The sequence below is a fragment of the Aequorivita sp. IT1183 genome (assembly GCF_058068265.1).
This window is the reverse complement of record NZ_JBYRHS010000004.1, coordinates 91,962-107,588: the sequence shown is the minus strand read 5'-3', so window position 1 is coordinate 107,588 and position 15,627 is coordinate 91,962. Positions and strand designations below refer to the sequence as shown.

Sequence of the window (15,627 nt, the reverse complement as noted above, 5' to 3'; positions counted from 1 at the left end):
AGTATTTCTTATCTTTGTGATTCTCAGCAAAAAATAAATGCATTCACAACTTTTCGCAGTAATAGACGTAGAAACCACCGGCGGCGGTATTGCAGGTAATCGAATTACCGAAATATGTATCGCTTTATTAAAAAATGGTGGAGTGGTAGATAAGTATTCCACATTAGTAAATCCAGAGCGTAATATTCCACAATACATTACGGCGCTTACGGGGATTGATGATACTATGGTGGCTAATGCACCTCGCTTTTTTGAAGTTGCAGAAAAAATAGAAGAATTTACGAAAGACGCAATTTTTGTAGCGCATAATGTAAGCTTCGATTATAATGTAATCCGTGGAGAATTTCGGCTTTTAGGGCAGCATTACAACCGCAAAAAACTTTGTACCGTCCGGCTTTCACGCAAGTTAATTCCGGAAATGTCGTCCTATAGTTTGGGGCGACTTTGCAACACTATAAATATTCCACACATTAACCGTCACCGAGCGGAAGGCGATGTGGATGCCACGGTAATTCTCTTTCAACGGTTACTTACTTTAGATGCAGATTTTGAAATCTTCAATAACTTTTTAAACCCTCGCTCAAAACAGGCCACTCTCCCACCTCATTTGCCAACCGAACAGATAGATGAATTACCCGAGGAAGCTGGCATTTATCTTTTCAAAGACCAAAAACATAAAGTGATTTATGCGGGAAAAGCGAAAAATATTAAGAAAAGAGTGCTGTCACATTTTTATGATAAAAAGACGAAGGAATACCAACTTGGGCAGGAAACACATTTTATAGATTACGAAAAAACGGGAAATGAATTGCTGGCGCTGCTAGTAGAATCGGAACACATTAGAAAGCATTATCCTAAATATAACCGAGCGCAAAAATGGCCGGCGACTACCTATCAGATTATCAGTTATGAAAATCAACGTGGAATTATCCAATTGGCTTTGGGGAAAACAAAAGCACTGCACGATTCCGTAGGCACTTTTTACAATAAAACAGAAGCTATTGAAAAGCTAGAGGAAATATGTGAAACTTTTAAACTTTGCCCACGTTTTTGCACTTTACAAAGTAATGTTGAAATGTGCTCGCACTACCGAATTAAAAACTGCGAAGGTATTTGTGATGGTACCGAAAGCATAGAAAATTACAACTCGAAAGTAATGGGAGCCATTCGATCTTTAAAAGACAACAACCCTAGTTTCGCCATACAGGGAAAAGGCAGAACAGAAGACGAAATTGCCTTTGCGCTAGTAGTTGAAGGACAATATAAAGGTTTTGGATTTTTTGATCGAAGTGACGCCATTTGTAATGTTGAAGATTACGAACCTTTTTTAAAGCTACAACAAGCCAGTTATCACACTCACGCCATTATTAGAAGTCATCTTAAAAAGAATGGCGAGCGAAATTTAATTCACTTTGAAGAATCGATTCAATTTGCGAATCATAAAATCAAAGCGCTTAAAAAAAGCCCAGTGAAAATGGAAACTGAAAATCTACTTAAAAACCTAACAGGTTTTTAAAACCTGTTAGGTTAGGGTAGTTTAGCGAATAATATCTCCTCAAAACTCGTAATTACTCTATCTGCTTTACTGTAATCCTGATTAACGGAGTGCGGACTTTTGAAGCCTACACAGTAAATACCTGCTGCTTTGGCCGCGACAATGCCGTTGGTGGAATCTTCAATAACCATACAATGATCGCCGTGTTCTTCAGCAAGTGCAGCGGCTTTTATGAAAATTTCTGGGTGCGGTTTTGATGCTTTTAAATCGGCACCACTAATTTTCGCCTTAAAATATTTATTAAGGTCGAACCTATCAAAAATTCTATTGATGTTTGGCATGGATGCAGAAGATGCTAAAACCAAAGTTAATCCGTTGCTGTGATAATCTTTTATAAGGTCGTGAACGCCGTCAAGCAATGTGAGGCTGGAATCGTTTTCAAACAAATATTTAAAATGCTTCCGCTTAATAGCAACCAAATTTTCGGGTTCGTGCTTAAGCTCGAAATGATCACATAAGGTTCTGCATATTGGCAAGGTAGATTTCCCTGTAAAGGAATCGTACAATTCTTCGCCTACATTAATATTCACCTCATCAAACATATTGAAATAGGCTTTACGGTGTAGCGGTTCAGTGTCTACAATAACACCGTCCATATCAAAAAGTACTGCTTTTAGCATTGTTATATTTTGTTTGTGGTGGCAAAGAAAACAAATCTTTTTAAAACCATCCCTTTAAAATAAAATTGACTTTAATTAAACTAAAGTTTCTTTTTTTAGTTGCGCTAATAATTCAAAAGACTTTAATCTAGCCTCTTGATTATAAATGTGTGCAACGGCAATTATTTCGTCTACTCTAGTTTCTGCAACAAAATGAGTTAATTTTTCGCGAACGGTTTCTTTACTTCCTATAAAGGTATATTGCATCATTTGCGAAATATGTGCTTCTTCCATTGGGTTCCAAATATCCTGCATATTTTTTACTGGCGGCTGCAAAGGCTGACGCGTATTGCGGATTATATTCAACATAAAAAGTTTCATACTCGTTGCTAAATATTCGGCTTCTTCGTCTGTATCTGCAACCACAATATTTACGCAGGCCATAGCATACGGCTTCGATAATTGTTTGGAAGCTTCAAAATTACTGTGGTATAAGCCAAGGGCATCGTGCAAATGGGTGGGTGCAAAATGACTGGCAAAGGCATACGGTAAGCCTAGAGATCCTGCCAATTGTGCACTGTAAGTGCTAGAGCCCAAAAGATATAATGGAACTTCCAACCCTTCGCCCGGAATAGCTCTTACAAGCCCGTTTTTATTCGTTTTTGAAAAATATTGTTGCAGTTCCTGCACATCATTCGGAAAATCATTTACAGTTTCCGTCCGTTCCCTTCTAAGAGCTCGAGCCGTAACTTGATCTGTACCTGGCGCACGCCCCAAGCCCAAATCGATTCTATCTGGATAAAGTGTGGCAAGGGTTCCGAATTGTTCGGCTACAATAAGTGGTGCGTGATTAGGCAACATAACGCCGCCCGAACCTACACGAATGGTTTTTGTGTTTTCAGCAATGTAACCAATAAGCAATGGCGTGGCTGAACTTACAAGACTTTCCGCATTGTGGTGTTCTGAAATCCAGAAGCGTTTAAAGCCTAAATTTTCAACCTTTTGCGCTAAAGCCAAACTGTTTTCCATTGCAGCTTTATGAGTGCTTCCCTGAATTACAGGAACCAAATCTAAGACTGAAAAAGGGATGTTATTTAAAATTTCTTCGTTATTCATTATACTATTTTGATAATTGGATTCGACATTGCTCGGACAAGCTCAGCATGATATTATTTTTAAATTTTAGCTCTTTCGTATTGCAAAGGCCAATCTATACTTACGTCTAATTCGTGGGCTGCGTGTAATGAAAAATAAGGCTGCCTTAGGCTTTCGCGTGCATAGAGAACTAAATCTGCTTTTCCTTCTTGTAAGATTGCTTCGGATTGTTCGGCAGTTGTTATTTGCCCTACCGCGCCCGTTAAAATATGCGCCTCTTTTTTAATCTGCGCCGCAAAATCTACTTGATAACCCGGAGAAGTTGGGATAGTTGCATGAGGTACATTTCCGCCAGAAGAAGTATCGATTAAGTCGACACCAAGTTTTTTTAATTCCACAGAAAGTTTTACCGAATCCTCAATTGTCCATCCACCAGCGGTCCAGTCTGTTGCAGAAATACGTACGAAAAGCGGCTTTTCATCGGGCCATTCTTGTCGCACTACTTCAGTTACTTCAAGTAAAAAACGGATTCTATTTTCAAAACTTCCTCCGTATTCATCGGTGCGTTCATTTGCCAAAGGCGAATAAAACTGATGAAATAAATAACCGTGAGCAGCGTGTATTTCAACTACATCGTAGCCTGCTTTTTCTGCTCGGCGCGTCGCGGCAACATAATCGTTTTTTACCTTTTCAATTCCTTTAGCATCCAAAGCAATTGGCGCGGGCTCTCCATCGCGAAAAGGCAATGGGGAAGATGAAACTGTTTGCCAACCGATTTCATCTTTAGGAGCAATCTTTTTGGCACCATCTTTTGGTAATTGGTAGCTCGCTTTTCTACCGGCGTGTGCCAATTGAATTCCTATTAAAGCATCTTGGGAGTGTATAAAATCTGCAATTTGTTTCGACTTCTCAATGTGGTCATCTTTCCAAATGCCCATATCGCCGTGGGTAATTCTACCCTCGGGTGAAACAGCTGTAGCTTCTTGAATAATTAATGCCGAACCTCCTACGGCGCGGCTTCCTAAATGGACTAAGTGAAAATCGTTTGCAAAACCATCAATGCTACTATACATACACATTGGCGAAACGACAGTTCTATTTTTAAATATTGTATTTTTTATTTTTAATGGGGAAAAAAGGGTGCTCATATATATTCTTTATTATTATACTCTATTATTAATTTTATTGAAATTCTTTATTATTTTGAATTACTTCAACTTTGAGGGATTTACAACTTCATCCTTACATTTTAAAACTTAAGATTTCGCTAAAAATCAGTATACAAACTTTAGAAAAGCATAAAATTTTCGTTTTTGTAAATAGCTGAAATTACCTTCATTTCTGTAGGCTTCACGTTCAAAAGAAATATTTCTGTAAGCTTTATATCGATTTCCGAATTGTAACCAGCGAAATATAAATTCTACAACGTACCACAAATAGAAAAACAGCACCAACATTTCCGCTTGTTGGCGAAGGTGAATGCATTCGTGATTTAAAAAAACAGCATCCTTTTTTAATGAATGATGTTTTAAAATTACGAATGGCCAAAGCGTTATTCCGTTGAAATTTTTTCGGAGGAGTTTTGGTCGGACTATTAGAATCACAAGTTTATTTCTTCAAAAATTGTCGCAACACATATTGCAGAATACCTTCGTTTTGATAATATGCAACCTCAATTGGGGAATCTAGTCTTGCGATAGCTTTAAATTCAATTTCCTTGCCATCATCGGTTTTGGCAGTTACGGTTACTTTTTTTGAAGGTGTTAAATCGTTTTCAATCCCCGTAATACTGAAGTACTCTTTTCCTGTTAGGCCGTGCGATTTCGCGCTTTCACCGTTTAAATATTCCAGTGGTAACACGCCCATCATAATTAAATTACTTCGGTGGATGCGTTCATAGCTTTCTGCCAAAACGACCTTTATTCCCAAAAGAATGGTTCCTTTTGCGGCCCAATCGCGCGAAGAGCCGCTACCGTATTCTTTTCCGGTAAGCACAATTAGTGGGGTTTTATCTTTAATATATTTTTCTGAAGCCTCAAAAACCGTCATTTGTTCATCTGAAGGTAAATGCGTAGTAAATCCACCTTCTCGATTAGCCAATTGATTTTTGATGCGCACATTGGCAAAAGTACCGCGCACCATTACTTCATCGTTTCCACGGCGAGAACCGTAACTGTTGAAGTTTTTCTTTTCAACACCTCTCGAAATTAAATATTTTCCAGCTGCGGAATCTTCAGAAAATGCTCCTGCGGGCGAAATATGATCTGTAGTAATGCTATCACCGAGCATTAACAAAGCCCTTGCTCCCTTAATATTTTGAACCGGTTTGGGATTGTCTGGGAGATCACGGAAAAATGGCACTTCTTTTATATATGTTGAATCATCTTGCCATTGGTAGAGCTTATCATTTGGCACTTCCAGATTTCTCCAAATTTCGTTTCCTTCAAATATTTCGTCATAATTCTTTTTGAAATCTTTTGGCGTAAGCACCTCACTCATTACTTCGTGAATTTCATCGTCTGTTGGCCAAATATCTTTTAGAAACACTGGCTTGCCATTGCGATCGCAACTTAAAGGTTCTTTTGTGAGATCCATATCTACCCTTCCAGCAATGGCAAAAGCCACGACTAACATTGGCGACATTAAGAAATTCATTTTTACTTGTGGGTGTATTCGCGCTTCAAAATTTCGGTTTCCGGAGAGTACCGAGGTCACAATTAAATCGTTTTCTTCAACTGCTTTTGAAATCTCTGGCGGCAACGGGCCGGAGTTTCCAATACAAGAAGTACAACCGTAGCCCACCAAATGAAACTGAAGTGCTTCGAGATCTTTAAGCAAATCGGCTTTTTCCAGATAGTCCGTTACTACTTTAGATCCTGGAGCTAAAGATGTTTTTACCCATGGTTTTATATCTATACCGTGTTCTCTTGCTTTTTTGGCTACCAATCCCGCGCCTATCATTACGAATGGATTGGAGGTATTAGTACAAGACGTAATTGCGGCAATAGCCACAGCACCATCGGAAAGCATATATTTTTCATTCCCGTGCGATATCCAAACGGTTTTTAAACCATCTTTCATTTTTGATTCAACTTCAACGTCCGTGGCTGGATTATTAGACTGTTCCACGGGTTGACTTCCACCCTCTTCCTTCCAACGTGTAACTGCTTCTTCACGATCCGAATGCTGAATATATTTTCTACCGAATGAAGCGTGTTCAAGCTCAATAAATTTTTCTTTTAAATCTGTGATAAGAATTTTATCCTGTGGGCGTTTTGGACCGGCCACACTAGGCAATACGGTCGAAATATCCAACTCTAAAACATCGGTATATTCAATTTTATCTTCATCTTGACGCCAAAGCATATTTGCTTTGCAATAATCTTCCACGAGCTGAATTTGCGCTTCACTTCGGTTACTGCTTCGCATATATTCCAACGTTTTGTTATCTATGGGGAAATAGGTAATAGTACATCCAAATTCTGGCGACATATTACCAATAGTTGCTCTATCTGGCACCGAAAGATGGTCTAAGCCAGGGCCAAAAACCTCAACAAATTTACCAACCACGCCGTATTTACGTAGTAAATTGGCGATGGTAAGTACCAAATCGGTCGCAGTGGAGCCAACGGGAAGTTTTCCAGTGAGCTTCAATCCAATTACTTCTGGGCTAATAAAATAAATAGGCTGACCGAGAATTGCGGCTTCCGCTTCAATTCCGCCGACACCCCAAGCCACTACGCCTATTCCGTTTACCATTGGTGTGTGACTGTCGGTTCCCACCAAAGTATCTGGAAATACCATTCCGTCGCGGGCAATTGCGCCTTTAGAAAAATATTCTAAGTTCACTTGGTGGCAAATCCCCATTCCGGGTGGCACCACGCTAAAATTATCAAACGAACGCTGCGCCCATTTTAAAAAAGTATAACGCTCTTTGTTGCGTTTGTATTCCTCCTCCATATTTTGCTGATACGCATATTGAGCGGCAAAATAATCTACCTGCACGCTATGATCTATCACCAAATCCACAGGAATCAACGGATTTATTTTTGAAGCATCACCACCTTTTCGCGCCATTTCGGAACGAAGGGAAGCAATATCAACCACGGCCGGAACACCCGTAAAATCTTGCATAAGCACACGAGCCGGTTTGAAAGCTACATCTTTTTCGCTTTTTGCAGGTTTCCAGTTTAGAATAGATTCTAAGTGGTCTTTAGTTACAGAAAAATCATCGTAATTGCGAAGTGCATTTTCCAGAAGAATTCTAATTGAAAAAGGCATCTTATTAATATTATGCCCTTGTTTTTCGAGTTCGGGAAGACTGTAGTAGGTTAAGTTTTCGTTGGAAGATTCCAGTGTTTTTTTGAGGTTGAAGATATCTTGCTCCATGGTGGTATTATTTTATTGGCTATTAAAATTACGCAATAAATATGGTGTTGAGATGCTACAGTGTTTGTTTAACAGGGCGTTAACACATTCGTTTAATGATATATTTTCTCATAAAAAAAGCCCCCGAAACAAAACATCTCGGAAGCTTTTTTCTCCTCATATTTCTAAACCTAAAAACTATCCTCAGTATTCAGATTACAATCACATCGAAGAGTGTTTCGAAATGTCATCCAAGGTTTGGGAAGAAATTTTGTAGATTTAAACGTTTCCAAAAAACTCCAACATGAACAAAATCTTAAATTTCATCAAAAACAGTGCTACTCTCAAAACAGTATTTTTAATGGCAATTTTTTATATTGCTAGCACTTTTATTTTCGAAGATGGAATGGGAGTAGTTGAAATTATAATTACCTTTTTAACTTTTTTATATATTGTTTGGAGTTTCAATCTTCAGTTTTGGAAAGGCAAAAAAAGAAAAATTGGCAGAGAAGAAAAATATTGATGAAATGTTTTTTCCCCTTTAATTATACAATCACAAAATATCCCAAATGAAAACTAAAATCTCCATACTACTTACAATACTATTAACTACAATTAGTTTTGCACAAAACACCGAAACAGTAAACGAAACCGAACCGATGCCTTTCAATTTAGTGGAAATACCGCCGCTCGCCCCTGACTGTAAAGCAAAGTGGAAAGTAGAAAAACAACAAAAATGTACCCGAAATTTTATTCTGAATCACATAAATCGAAAAATTAACACAAACCTTGTTTCAGAGATAGGTTTGACCGGATTTGTTAGAATAGACGTTACTTTCACAATAGACAGAGAAGGAAATCCCAAAAACATAATCGCTACTGGAGGACCAGAAGTATTGAACCAAGATGCAATAGAAGTGATTCAAAGACTCCCTCAACTAACCCCAGCCATGAATAAAGGGGAAGTAGTTGAGGTTTACTTAAAATTTCCAATTGCATTTGATATTCAATAAACTTATTTCAGAAATTGTTTAAGCATGTTTCAACATATATTTATAATTCTTATTATTGGTTCATTCTTCTCCTGTAAAAATATAAAGAAGAACGAAAAATCACTTTCTCAAAAGAATATTGAAATAACCTGCACAGACGTCAATTGCAATGGCACCTACATCGGCCCTGAATTCATAAATGGTTCAGATGTAGCTCATCAATTCTCAAACAAAATGGCGGCTCAAGTTGGCGACCAATTAAAACAACTTTACAAGCAAGAAAAATACTCAAAAGTAGATTTCCCAAACATTAGAATGACAACAACAGGAATGGGTTCTGGTACGGTAGAATATTCACTTTATATTCCCTTTAAAGCGGTGGATGAACCCTGCCAAGCTTATACCTCTTTTGACCACGTGGGTGGGTGGAACCATACTCCCGCTTTTGAAGCAAGAAAAGATCAACTATCAAATCTATTATTGAAAGGAGGAGAATTAGATATAAGCGAATTAAACACAACCCCAGAAGGGCTTCAGGAATATTGGATACAGTGGAAGAATAAAGAAGTTCAATTGGAATGTATGAAATAGAAACAATAAAGCCTTTTTTTGTAGCTTTAACTTTCAAAAATAAAATCCCACCTACATGAAAAAACAAATCACCCTCCTCCTACTTCTGCTCGCTTGCACCTTTTCCTTCGCGCAACAGTTTAAAGTAAGCTATAACGCTTCAGATTTTAAAGGTCCGTTTACGGGAAAGGTATTTCTGTATATGAGCAAGGAAAATAAAAGTCCGAAAGACGGCTTTGTGGGCATAACTTCTTACCCAGTTTTTTCGATAGACGTTCAAAATGTAAAACCTGCAGAAACTGTAACTTTTGACGATAGTGCCAAAAGTTACCCCGTAAAACTATCAGATATTGAAAGAGGCGAATACTACGTTCAAGCTGTTTGGGACCGGAATCTTGGCGGACGCGCAATTAACGAAAGTGCGGGAAATATCTACAACACAGCCATCCAAGTAAACATCACCCAAAATAGGGAAGCTGATTTCACTTTAAACTGTTCCGAAACTATCCCCAAATCTACTTTCACCGATACCGAATTTGTAAAGGAACTAAAAGTAAGTTCTGCCCTGCTTTCAAAATTTCATAACAAAGAAATGACCGTGAACGCGGCCGTTATCTTGCCCAAAGAATATTACACCCAGCCCGATAGAAAATTCCCGGTTTTGTTTAACGTTTCGGGTTATGGTGGCGATTATCATAACCTCAGCAACAACGAAAACATAAAAAGCCGACCCATAGATTCTATCGCCTGCATAACCGTTTATTTAGATGGTAACTGCTCTTTAGGCCATTCGGTATATACCAATAGCGACAACAACGGACCCTGGGGAGATGCACTTACGCAGGAATTTATTCCCGAACTGGAAAAGAAATACAGAACCAATGGCGCGAGACTTTTAACTGGCCACAGCAGCGGTGGTTGGACCGTACTTTCATTACAAAGCCGTTATCCCGAAGTATTTCACGGTTGCTGGAGTAGTTCCCCAGACGTTGTAGATTTTACAGATTACCAAGGTGTTAATCTTTACGAAGGTGAAAATTTATTTTTCACCGCAGATGGCGACCAGCGAAATGTAGCAACCGTTGCGGGACGTTTTCCGTGGGCGGCGAGCAAACAAATTTATTCTATGGAAAATGTAATTTATCGTGGCGAGCAGATGCATTCGTTCGATGCAGTTTTTGGTCCGAAAGGAGCCGATGGCAACCCAGAACGCATTTGCGATCCTATAACTGGAGTGATGAACGCACAAGTTTTTGATCATTGGAAAAACTACGACATCTCCCGCTACCTTAGCACAAACTGGCCTTCGTTAAAGAAAAATCTAGCTGGTAAAATACGTGTTTCCGTAGGTAAACAAGATAATTTTTTATTGAACGGGGCAGTGCATAAGTTAGATGAAGCTTTAAAACCTCTAAATACAAATTTTCAGTTTGAATATTTTCCCGGAGATCATTTTACTGTTTTCACTCCTGAATATTCTGAAAAAGGAAATGCCTTTTTAGCTGAAAGATATGCTGTTTGGGAGAGGGAGAATGGGAAATAGAAATACGTTAATAATACTACGCTACTTTTACACGTTATTAATTGAATGGAAAAATATATAGTTTTAATCAGCCTTTTATTTTTGAGTTGCACCAATAAAAATGTTTCCGCTGAAACCGATAAAATTAGTACAACAGTCGACACATTAACCTTCTCTTCAAGTGGTTTTAATTCAAGAAATAGTATAAAATTTACAACTAACCAACATTTTGTAGCTGAAGCTTCTTGGGCAAGTTGCTTTGGTGGTGGTGGGACACAAAAAGTTTTTGGCACATATGATACTATAGATGGAAAAACCATTCTAAAGCCTAAAACCGTTGAATATACGGAACACCCAAGGGAGGAAAGTGATTCAATTATTACTAAAAAATTTGATTATAATCCAGCAGCGTTACGAATAGATATACTAACAGAATACTTTTTAATTGAGTGGCAACAAAATAAATATCTACTTTCCGAAGAGGTTTATCCAATAATACCGGAATACGAAAATGACTTTTATCATTTTGCCAGATATTTTAATTCAGAGTCATTGCAGTTTAAGATGTATGGTTTTTTAAGGCTTGAAGATGTAAATATCTGTGACACAATCAAAACTAATTTTGATTATAATCAAATTCCAGAAAAATGGAGGAAATACTTTTTACCCACTCCCGTAACAGCTCAAATAAAAAATATTAAAAAATATAAAGATATAAAGGATGAATATACCAATGGAAGTCTGTGGATTGTTGAATTAGATAAAGGAAGTAACGACAACGTTTATAAAGGTCTATATTTCAGAAACAGCAAAACCTATATTACAATAGAAATAGACTCAACTGCACAAACCAAAAGCTATGGAACTATCTATTTATCAAAAGGTGAAATACCTTCAGACCAAAATCTCCTTAATTGTGAAGTGAGTACACGATGGAATTAAAAAAAACAATTACCCCGCCAACACTACCAATTTAGCAAGCGTACGGTAGTTGCGTGTAGTAGCCGCAACTTGTAATTTTTTCTCGAAGAAATTATTGTTCAGTTTTGCATTTCCCGCTCCATTGCCATAGTATATATAAACACACTCTGGAGTTAGGACAAATTCTTCGTTTGGGTAACTAATTTCCCGGACTGCTGCCATAAATTCCTCTTTAGGTGGAGCGGCAAGCAACATATAATACCCCACAATTTTCTTTGTTTCCTCAAATGGGCAAGCTGATAAAATTTCAGCAATTGCATTGGCTGTTTTTACTAGTACTGGAACTTCCCAACCAAACTTTTTGGTTATTTCATTCGAAATTTTTTCAGAAAGACCCTTTTCTTCCGCAGCAGTAAAAACCACGTTCCCACTTTGTATATAAGTAACTACATCTTCAAAACCCAAACCTTCAAACAGAAGTTTAAGATCGACCATTTTTAGCTTTTTATGTCCGCCAACGTTAATGCCGCGAAGTAGGGCGATGTAGATTTCCATACTAATAATTCTGACGTTGATTTAGAAATCTATAAATTAATACTCCATAGGGCTTTACCACATAATGAATAGAGTAATTAAAGCGTGCTAACGTAATTATTCGAACATTTCTATACCGAACTTGAAATGCTTCTGGCATTAAACGAATTGTATCTATTTGTCGATTGAAGTCTTCCCAAAACTCTTCTTCTTTATTATTAAATTCAAAAAAACATTTCGCTTTGTGTATTTCAATTCTTGCCTCATCCGTAGTCTTTATCTCATCGCCCATATTGCTTCAAAATATCTTTTAAAGAATGGGTAATTAACGTGCCATTTTTATCTCTTTCAATCATATCATCCATCATTGCCTTGTATTCTTCACTTGGTTCAGCCAAACGTAAAGCGGTTTCTTCCAAAGACCATTCAATAAAATTTTTAAGAGAGCGTTTGTTCAGCTTGGCTTGGTCTTCTAAAATAGCAATCGTTTTATTATCCAGCTCGATTAATTTTTTAGTCTTTCCCATAGTATATAGATTGTATATATCAAATATATACAATGAACCATTAATAATCAATTAAAAATTACAAATTTTGTGAAACAATAAACCCACCCGTCCAAGCATTCTGAAAGTTAAAACCTCCTGTGATGGCATCAATATTAAGTACTTCACCTGCAAAGAATAAGTTTTGGCAGACTTTACTTTCAAAGGTTTTGAAGTTTACTTCTTTCAAATCTACACCGCCGGCGGTTACGAATTCTTCTTTAAAAGTGCTTTTCCCCTTAACTTCAAAATTAGCGGCAGCTAATTGATTTGCGATATTCAGGAGATTTTCGCGGGTAGCTTCGGCCCAAGTAAGGCGCTCGTCAATTCCCGAAGATTTAATAATACTTTGCCAAAGTCGTTTTGGCAATTCAAACTGCGCATATTTAAAAATGGTCTGCTTTCCCTGAAATGTTTTTATTTCCTTTAAAGAATCCAAAACATCTTCCTCCGTAAGTGTGTGCAACCAATTTACTTCAATATTAAAATGGTATTGCAAAGTCTCTAAAACGCGAGCGCCCCAAGCTGAAAGTTTTAAAATTGCCGGACCACTCATTCCCCAATGGGTGATCAAAAGCGGACCGCTACTTTCCAAAACCGTTTTCCCTTTTTTATCGAGCACTTTCACCGACGCTTCGGTGCTCAATCCGGGTAAATCTACAATTCGTCCATCCTTAATATTAAAAGTGAAAAGCGATGGAACAGCAGACACAACAGTATGTCCCAAACCTTCTAACAATTGCAACATCTTCGGATTACTGCCTGTGGCAACTACAATTTTTTCAGCCGAAAAAGTCTCGGTAGTTGTGTTTATAGTGAAATGATCCGACTCCTTTTGAATGGTTTTTACAGATTGATTGAGTAAAACTTCAACCCCCAAACGTTTTGCTTCGGAAAGAAAACAATCAATTATAGTTTTCGAAGAATCTGAAACCGGAAACATTCTTCCATCTTCTTCAATTTTAAGTTCCACTCCCCGTTTCTCGAACCATTCAATAGTATCGCCAGTCATAAAAGTGTGGAATGGTCCTAAAAGTTCCTTTTCGCCACGCGGGTAGTTCTGCGTTAAATCCTTCGGAATAAACTCGGCATGGGTTACATTACAGCGGCCGCCGCCAGAAACTTTCACTTTGGTGAGTACTTCTTTTCCGCGTTCTAGGATTACGATTTTAAGTTTAGGATTCTTTTCCGCAGCATTTATTGCTGTAAAAAAACCTGCTGCTCCGCCGCCAATTATTATAACATCGGCCTGCTTCAAGCCAATATTTTTTCTTGTGCAAAAGATTCGCAGAGTGCAATAGTTTCTTTTACATCTTCGAGCGTAGTTCGTGGATTTATCAAACACATCCGCAAAACAACTTGTCCGTTTAACACAGTGGTTACAAGTAACGCCTGTTTAGATTCGACTACATTTTGCGAAATTCGCTGGTTCAACGCATCCAGCTTTTTCTCGGAAAGTTTATTGCCAATTGGGTTATATCTAAAATTAATTACCGCTAGAGTCGCTGGTGAAATTACTTCCCAATTAGAACTTGTACGAAGAAATGCTTCCGTGGCTTCTGCCAGTTTTACGTTATAAGTAATCGCTTTTCGGAATTCACCCAAGCCGAAAGTTTTAACCGACATATAAAATTTCAATGCTCGGAAACGGCGCGTTAATTCAATACCGTGATCGTAAAAATTAATCTCGGAAGTATTGCCTTCAATATCTCGTAAATACTCAGGTTTTTCGGTGAAAGTACCTTTAAGCCATTTGTGATTTTTAATTAAAAGACATCCAATTTCATAAGGCTGAAAAAACCATTTATGAGGATCGATTGTTAGGGAATCTGCCTTTTCAATTCCTTTTAAAAGCTGTTTTCCGTTATCGGCAAGAATTGCAAACCCCCCGTAAGCCCCGTCAATGTGGAACCAAATGTCTTCTTTTTTACAGATTTTAGCAATATCTGAAAGCGGATCGACCGTTCCCGTATTTGTTGTTCCGGCAGTTGCAATTAAGCAAAAAGGTTGCAAACCTTCCAAACGATCTTTTGCAATTGCATTCTTTAATTTATTGAGTGAAAATTTGAATTCACCATCGGTTGGAATTACACGAATCTGTTCTTTACTAAAACCTAAAACGCGAATGGCTTTTATATTTGATGAGTGCGCCTGGTCTGAAAGATAGATAATAGCTTTGCTGAAATCGTCGCCACATTTTACCGAACGTGCGGTTACCAATGCAGTTAAATTGGCCATTGAGCCACCACTTGTGAAAATTCCACCTCCTTTTTTCTGAGGAAAACCGAACATTTTAAGAAGCCAATTCATGGTTACAATTTCCATTTCGGCTGCAGCGGGCGATGCTTGCCAACCTCCAGAAAATATATTAAAACCAGAAGCTAAACCATCTGCCATCGCACTAATGTAATTGCTAGGACCCGGAACAAATGAGTATGATTTTGGGTGAGAAACGATGTTACTTTTGGTCATCACTTCGTCCAAAACAAAATTTAAAACTTTTCGCGGGTCACTCGGTTTTTCGGGAGCGTCTTCAAGAAAAAGTTCCTCCATTTCTTCTCGCGATCCTGAAACCACGGGGAGTTTTTCATTCTGCGTTGCAAAATGTGCTACAATGGCATCAACTACTTCATAGCCATAGGCTTTCATATCTTCATGGCTCAACTCCAAAGTTGCTTTGTTCTGAATATTCACGTGTTTGTTTTTTGAATTTTTTGAAAGTGCAAAATTACGGTTTTAGGAAAGGAAATTGGGAGTTTCAGACAATAAAATACAACTTCGGAAGAAAGCGGTAAAACATATTAAAACTCAGTAATGCAAGTTTTTAAATTTTACTTCACAAAAAAACCTAACAGATCTTGAAGACCTGTTAGGTTTGATTTAGTTTGCTTTAATAGTCTTCGACGGAGTTTATATTGAGCGCAGT

The 15,627-nt window shown here is 37.9% G+C and carries 15 protein-coding genes; 6 read left to right on the top strand and 9 right to left on the bottom strand.

The features are described from left to right. Positions 1–37: 37 nt before the first annotated feature. Positions 38–1,516 carry an exonuclease domain-containing protein gene (locus AC3RVF_RS08905; RefSeq protein WP_489691297.1) on the top strand — a complete coding sequence of 493 codons (1,479 nt, stop codon included), beginning with the start codon at positions 38–40 and terminating at the stop codon, positions 1,514–1,516. An 11-nt stretch (positions 1,517–1,527) separates the two neighbouring features. Here AC3RVF_RS08905 and AC3RVF_RS08900 read toward each other — a convergent pair whose 3' ends face one another. The 5 genes from AC3RVF_RS08900 to acnA form a co-directional block, all read right to left on the bottom strand. Next, the gene (locus tag AC3RVF_RS08900) at positions 1,528–2,175 is read right to left on the bottom strand and encodes an HAD family hydrolase (RefSeq protein WP_489691296.1); all 648 of its coding nucleotides are present in this window, start codon (positions 2,173–2,175) and stop codon (positions 1,528–1,530) included. 75 nt (positions 2,176–2,250) lie between these two features. After that, positions 2,251–3,270: an LLM class flavin-dependent oxidoreductase gene (locus AC3RVF_RS08895; protein WP_489691295.1), complete on the bottom strand. Its 1,020-nt coding sequence runs from the start codon at positions 3,268–3,270 to the stop codon at positions 2,251–2,253. A gap of 59 nt (positions 3,271–3,329) precedes the next feature. Further along, positions 3,330–4,397: an NADH:flavin oxidoreductase/NADH oxidase gene (locus tag AC3RVF_RS08890; RefSeq protein ID WP_489693213.1), complete on the bottom strand. Its 1,068-nt coding sequence runs from the start codon at positions 4,395–4,397 to the stop codon at positions 3,330–3,332. A gap of 126 nt (positions 4,398–4,523) precedes the next feature. Then, positions 4,524–4,853 (bottom strand): hypothetical protein, encoded by a 330-nt coding sequence (locus AC3RVF_RS08885; protein WP_489693212.1) that lies wholly within the window; start codon positions 4,851–4,853, stop codon positions 4,524–4,526. Between the two features lie 4 nt (positions 4,854–4,857). Continuing rightward, positions 4,858–7,638, bottom strand: a complete 2,781-nt coding sequence (acnA, locus tag AC3RVF_RS08880; protein WP_489693211.1) for an aconitate hydratase AcnA — start codon at positions 7,636–7,638, stop codon at positions 4,858–4,860. 283 nt (positions 7,639–7,921) lie between these two features. Between acnA and AC3RVF_RS08875 the strand changes: the two genes are divergently transcribed. Genes AC3RVF_RS08875 through AC3RVF_RS08855 form a run of 5 tightly spaced genes read left to right on the top strand, consistent with a single transcriptional unit; the run spans position 7,922 to position 11,643 of the window. After that, positions 7,922–8,140, top strand: coding sequence for a hypothetical protein (locus tag AC3RVF_RS08875; protein ID WP_489691292.1), 219 nt, complete (start codon positions 7,922–7,924; stop codon positions 8,138–8,140). Positions 8,141–8,186: 46 nt separating this feature from the next. Further along, positions 8,187–8,630, top strand: a complete 444-nt coding sequence (locus AC3RVF_RS08870) for an energy transducer TonB (RefSeq protein ID WP_489691291.1) — start codon at positions 8,187–8,189, stop codon at positions 8,628–8,630. Positions 8,631–8,654: 24 nt separating this feature from the next. Beyond that, a complete protein-coding gene (locus tag AC3RVF_RS08865; RefSeq protein WP_489693210.1) occupies positions 8,655–9,200 on the top strand; it encodes a hypothetical protein in 546 nt (181 codons plus the stop codon). Positions 9,201–9,255: 55 nt separating this feature from the next. Beyond that, positions 9,256–10,722 (top strand): alpha/beta hydrolase-fold protein, encoded by a 1,467-nt coding sequence (locus AC3RVF_RS08860; RefSeq protein WP_489693209.1) that lies wholly within the window; start codon positions 9,256–9,258, stop codon positions 10,720–10,722. Between the two features lie 45 nt (positions 10,723–10,767). Beyond that, positions 10,768–11,643, top strand: coding sequence for a hypothetical protein (locus tag AC3RVF_RS08855; protein ID WP_489693208.1), 876 nt, complete (start codon positions 10,768–10,770; stop codon positions 11,641–11,643). A gap of 9 nt (positions 11,644–11,652) precedes the next feature. Here AC3RVF_RS08855 and AC3RVF_RS08850 read toward each other — a convergent pair whose 3' ends face one another. The 4 genes from AC3RVF_RS08850 to AC3RVF_RS08835 form a co-directional block, all read right to left on the bottom strand. Continuing rightward, on the bottom strand, positions 11,653–12,177 hold the full coding sequence (locus AC3RVF_RS08850) for a DUF1697 domain-containing protein (protein WP_489691287.1): 525 nt from the start codon (positions 12,175–12,177) through the stop codon (positions 11,653–11,655). A gap of 260 nt (positions 12,178–12,437) precedes the next feature. Beyond that, entirely contained in the window at positions 12,438–12,683 is a 246-nt protein-coding gene (locus AC3RVF_RS08845) for a hypothetical protein (RefSeq protein WP_489691286.1), read from the bottom strand. A 58-nt stretch (positions 12,684–12,741) separates the two neighbouring features. Next, positions 12,742–13,959, bottom strand: coding sequence for a BaiN/RdsA family NAD(P)/FAD-dependent oxidoreductase (locus tag AC3RVF_RS08840; RefSeq protein WP_489693207.1), 1,218 nt, complete (start codon positions 13,957–13,959; stop codon positions 12,742–12,744). Beyond that, a complete protein-coding gene (locus AC3RVF_RS08835; RefSeq protein ID WP_489693338.1) occupies positions 13,956–15,350 on the bottom strand; it encodes a pyridoxal phosphate-dependent decarboxylase family protein in 1,395 nt (464 codons plus the stop codon). Before AC3RVF_RS08835 ends, AC3RVF_RS08840 begins: the two co-directional genes overlap by 4 nt. Positions 15,351–15,627: the final 277 nt, after the last annotated feature.